The 5,130-nt window shown below is 70.1% G+C and carries 3 protein-coding genes; all 3 read left to right on the forward strand.

Annotation, left to right across the window (positions count from 1 at the left end; genetic code table 11):
- Nucleotides 1–250: hypothetical protein (locus AB0C29_RS32905; protein ID WP_360828519.1), on the forward strand; the 250-nt coding region annotated here is incomplete at its 5' end.
- 257 nt (nucleotides 251–507) lie between these two features.
- The gene (locus AB0C29_RS32910; RefSeq protein WP_360828522.1) at nucleotides 508–3,309 is read left to right on the forward strand and encodes a PQQ-dependent sugar dehydrogenase; all 2,802 of its coding nucleotides are present in this window, start codon (nucleotides 508–510) and stop codon (nucleotides 3,307–3,309) included.
- An 11-nt stretch (nucleotides 3,310–3,320) separates the two neighbouring features.
- The gene (locus AB0C29_RS32915) at nucleotides 3,321–5,018 is read left to right on the forward strand and encodes a ThuA domain-containing protein (RefSeq protein ID WP_360828525.1); all 1,698 of its coding nucleotides are present in this window, start codon (nucleotides 3,321–3,323) and stop codon (nucleotides 5,016–5,018) included.
- Nucleotides 5,019–5,130 lie beyond the last annotated feature (112 nt).

Here is a 5,130-nt window from a genome sequence, read left to right on the forward strand (position 1 = left end):
CCAGCACACCGCCGCCGATGCGATCGCCGCCGACATCGGCAGTCGCGATCAGCAGGCGCGGGCTCAGGCCGGGTTGGGGGAGGCCCACCGGGCCTTGGACGAGCCCGCCGCGGCCCGGGCGCATCTCCGGCGGGCGTTGCGGCTCTACACCGAGCTCGGCATGCCCGCGGCGGAGCGGATCCGCGTGCGGCTGGCTGCCCTTTCCGCTGACCTCGAGGACGCCGCCGGCCCGGATGCCATTTTCCGATGAGGCCCCGCGTAACACTTTTCGGAACGGTTTTTCTCCAGTCGCGCATTGTCATCTCCGCCCAATAGATCTCCGATCGGGGTGCGGAGCATTCGCACGGGAATGCATTGACCGACGCCAATCGACAGTTATAACGTATGACGTCTTACGTCGATGCTGGCGGCGAGCAGCGCGGGACCGTCCACCCGCCCCGCCGGACAAGCTTCCGACGCGCTTCCCGTCCTCGAAGCTGCCCACCAGAAGGCGACCGCCCTATGACAATGCGCGCGTTGACCGCCACCGCGGTCGCATTCCTCCTCGCCGCCGGCACCGCGGCGACCATCACCGTCCCCGCCTCTCCGGCCGCCGCCCATCCGGTCAATGCGGCCGACTTCCAGCAGGTCGAGCTGGCCCGGGGCGTCGCCGAGCTGGGTGAGCCGATGTCGATGGCGGTGCTGCCGGACCGCTCGGTGCTGCACACCGCCCGCAACGGGGTGCTGCGCCGGACCACCGCCGCCGGGGTCACCAGCGCGATCGGGACCCTGCCGGTCTACACCCACGACGAGGAGGGCCTGCAGGGCGTGGGGGTGGATCCGGGCTTTTCCAGCAACCGGTTCATCTACCTCTATTACGCGCCGCCCCTGTCCACTCCGGGCGGGGACGCGCCCGCCACCGGGACGGACTTCTCGGCCTGGAACGGCGTGAACCGCCTGGCCCGGTTCACCCTCAACGCCGACTACACGCTCAACATGTCCAGCCAGGTGACCGTTCTGGAGACCGCCACCAACCGCGGCATGTGCTGCCACGTCGGCGGCGACATCGACTTCGACGCGGCCGGCAACCTGTACCTGTCCACCGGGGACGACTCCAACCCGTTCGACTCGGGCGGCTACACGCCCATCGACGAGCGCAGCAACCGTAATCCGGTCTACGACGCGCAGCGCAGCGCCGGCAACACCAACGACCTGCGCGGCAAGGTGCTGCGGATCAAGGTCAACGCCAATGGCACGTACGCGATCCCGGCGGGCAACCTGTTCGTGCCCGGCACCGCCGGCACCCGGCCGGAGATCTACGCGATGGGCCTGCGCAACCCGTTCCGGCTCAACGTCGACAAGGCGACCGGCGTCCTGTACGTCGCCGACTACGGGCCTGATGCCGGTACCACCAGCGCGACCCGTGGGCCCGCCGGTCAGGTCGAGTTCAACCGGATCACCTCGGCCGGCAACTACGGCTGGCCGTACTGCACCGGCTCGAACACCACCTCGGAGACGTACGTGGACTATGTGTTCCCGTCCGGGCCGTCGGGGAACCGGTTCAACTGTGCCGCGCCGGTCAACAACTCACCCCGCAACACCGGGCTGACCAATCTGCCGGCCGCGCGCCCCGCGTGGATCAAGTACGACAACTGCTCCCTCGCCGCGTTCGGCTGCGGTTCCGAGTCGCCGATGGGTGGCGCGGTGTACCGCTACGACGCGGCCAACCCGTCCTCGGTGAAGTTCCCCGCCGCCCTCGACGGGCACTATTTCGCCACCGAGTTCGGGCGGCGCTGGATCAAGACCATCGACGTGAACGCCGACGGGTCGGCCGGGCAGATCAGCGACTTCCCGTGGCGGGGCACGCAGGTCATGGACAGTGCCTTCGGCCCCGACGGCGCCCTGTACGTGCTGGACTACGGCACCGGATGGGGCAGCGGCGACGCCAGCTCCGCGCTGTACCGCATCGAGTACAACCCCGCCGGCAACCAGGCACCGGTCGCCCGGGCCGGCGCCGACCGTACCTCCGGGGCCTCGCCGCTCACGGTGGCCTTCTCCTCCGCCGGGTCCTCGGACCCGGAGGGCGGCGCACTGACCTACCTGTGGAACTTCGGCGACGGCAGCACCTCCACACAGGCCAATCCGAGCCATACCTTCACCGACAGCGGCCAGCGGGCGGTCACCCTCACCGTGACCGATCCGGCCGGCCGTACGGGCAGCGCCACGGTGACCATCACCGTCGGCAACACCGCTCCCACGGTGACCCTGAGCACGCCGGCTGACGGGACCCTGTTCGCCTTCGGTGACAGCGTGCCGTACACGATCACGGTGTCGGATCCGGAGGACGGCACGGTCGACTGCACCCGGGTGAAGCTGACCTACCTGCTCGGCCACGACGACCACGGCCACGCCATCAGCTCGCGGACCGGGTGCTCGGGAACGCTGCCGATCCCGGTGGACGGCGAGCACGACACGGCGGCCAACCTGTTCGCGGTCTTCGACGCCGAATACACCGACAACGGGGCACTGACCACCCACACCCAGAACGTGCTGCAACCCCGCCACCGGCAGGCCGAACACCGCAACAGCCAGTCCGGCACCACGGTGTACAGCAAGGCGGCCGCCGAGGGCGGGCAGACGGTCGGCGACATCAACAACGGCGACTGGATCGCGTTCCAGCGTTATGCCCTGGCCGGTGAGAACAGGTTCACGGCGCGGGTGTCCTCGGCCGGTTCGGGTGGCACGCTCTCGGTGCGCGCCGGCTCACCGACCGGCACCGTGCTCGGCTCGGTCACCGTTCCGGTCACGGGCGGCTGGGAGACCTTCACCGAGGTGTCCACCGCGCTGTCCGGGGCTCCGGCCGGCGCCACCACGCTGTATCTGACCTTCCAGGGCGGCAGCGGCACGCTGTTCGACGTGGACGCGTTCAGCTTCGGTACGGCGCCGAGCACCGGCACCGGCCCGATCACCGCCGCGGCCGGCAAGTGCGTCGACGTCAACGGCTCCGGCTCCGCCGACGGCACGAAGATTCAGCTGTGGACCTGCAACAGCGGTGCCAACCAGCAATGGACCCGCAACGGCACCACCTTGCGGGCGCTCGGCAAGTGCATGGGTGTCGCCGGTGGCGCCACCGCCGACGGCAGCCTGGTGCAGCTGTCGACCTGCACCGGCACCGGCGGGCAGAACTGGACCGCGGGAGCCAACGGCTCGCTGGTCAACGCCGGGTCCGGCAAGTGCCTGGACGCCAACGGCGGCAGCTCCGCGGACGGCACCCAGTTGATCATCTGGAGTTGCCACGGTGGCACCAACCAACGCTGGACCCTGCCTTGAGAGGAACCGCCATGCGCCTGAGAATCCGCAGCCTGCTCGGCGTCGCGGCGGCGACGTTGATGATCCTGGCGAGCACCGGCAGCACGCCGGCCCACGCCGCGGACGCGCCCTACGACGTCCTGGTGTTCTCCAGGACCGCCGCCTTCCGGCACGATGCCATCCCGGCCGGCATCCAGCTGATCCGGGAGCTGGGCGCGGCCAACAGCTTCACGGTGACCGCGACGGAGGACCCGGCCCAGTTCACCGCGACCGAACTGGCCCGGTTCGAGGCGGTGGTCTTCCTCAACACCACCGGTGACGTGCTCAACGCCGGCCAGCAGACCGCCTTCGAGAACTACATCCGTGGCGGCGGCGGGTACGTGGGCGTGCACGCCGCCGCGGACACCGAGTACGACTGGCCGTTCTACGGTGAGCTGGTCGGGGCGTACTTCGCCTCGCACCCGGCGATCCAGCCGGCCACCGTCCGGACGGAGAACCGGGCGCACGCGGCGACGGCGGGGCTGAGCCCGGCCCAGACCCGCACCGACGAGTGGTACAACTTCCGCACCAACCCCCGCTCGTCGGCGCGGGTGCTGTCGACCCTGGACGAGTCGACCTACTCCGGCGGCACGATGGGCGCCGACCACCCGCACACCTGGTGCAAGACCCTGCAGGGCGGCCGGTCCTTCTACACCGGAGCCGGCCACACCCAGAGCAGCTACACCGAGGCGGGCTTCCGGTCACTGCTGCTGGGCGGCATCCGGTACGCGGCCAACCGCACCAAGGCGGACTGCCGCCCGGAGACCGGCTACACCACCCTGTACAACGGCGCCACCACCGGCTGGTCGCAGGCCGGTCCGGGCAGCTTCAGCAACAGCAACGGGACGCTGACCTCCGCCGGCGGGCTGGGCATGCTCTGGTACAGCACCAAGGAGTTCGGCTCCTACTCGCTGAAGCTGGACTGGATGATGCCCGGTGACGACAACTCCGGGGTGCTGATCGGCTTCCCGGCGGGCAACGACCCGGACGCGGCCATGGCCAACGGCTACGAGGTGCAGATCGACGCCACCGACAGCGCGGACCGGACCACCGGATCGGTGTACGGCGTCAAGTCGGCCGACCTCGCCGCCCGCGACAGCGCGCTCAACCCACCCGGCGAGTGGAACACCTACGAACTGCTGGTGGAAGGCGAGCATCTGCAGGTCCTCCTGAACGGCGTCAAGATCAACGACTTCGTCAACACGGACCCGCTGCGGTCGCTGAGCTCCGGCCATGTCGGCATCCAGAACCACGGCACCGGTGACGACGTGTCGTTCCGCAACATCCGGATCAAGGAGCTCGGTGGCCCGACCACGCCCCGGGTCGGCCCGATCACCGGTGTCGCCGGCAAGTGCGCCGACGTCAGCGGTTCCGGTTCCGCCGACGGCACGAAGGTCCAGCTGTGGACCTGCCACGGCGGTGCCAACCAGCAGTGGACGGTCACCGGCACCACGTTGCGGGCCCTCGGCAAGTGCCTGACCGTGGCCGGTACCGCGAACGGCAGCCTGGTGCAGCTGTCGACCTGCACCGGCGCCGGCGGGCAGAACTGGACCGCGGGAGCCAACGGCTCGCTGGTCAACACGCAGTCGGGCAGATGCCTGGACGCCAACGGTGGCAGCTCGGCCGACGGCACCCAGCTGATCGTCTGGACGTGCCACGGCGGCACCAACCAACGCTGGACCCTCCCGTGAAGACGCTTGGAGAAGCAGCATGTCGGAAGTGACACGAAGGAAACTTCTCGCCGCCGGGGCGGCCGGCGCCGGCGCCGCGCTGCTGCCGCCGGGGTGGACGGCCGTCGCCCGG

This window comes from Actinoplanes sp. NPDC048791, assembly GCF_040650095.1.
In the GTDB taxonomy this organism is placed as follows: Bacteria; Actinomycetota; Actinomycetes; order Mycobacteriales; family Micromonosporaceae; genus Actinoplanes.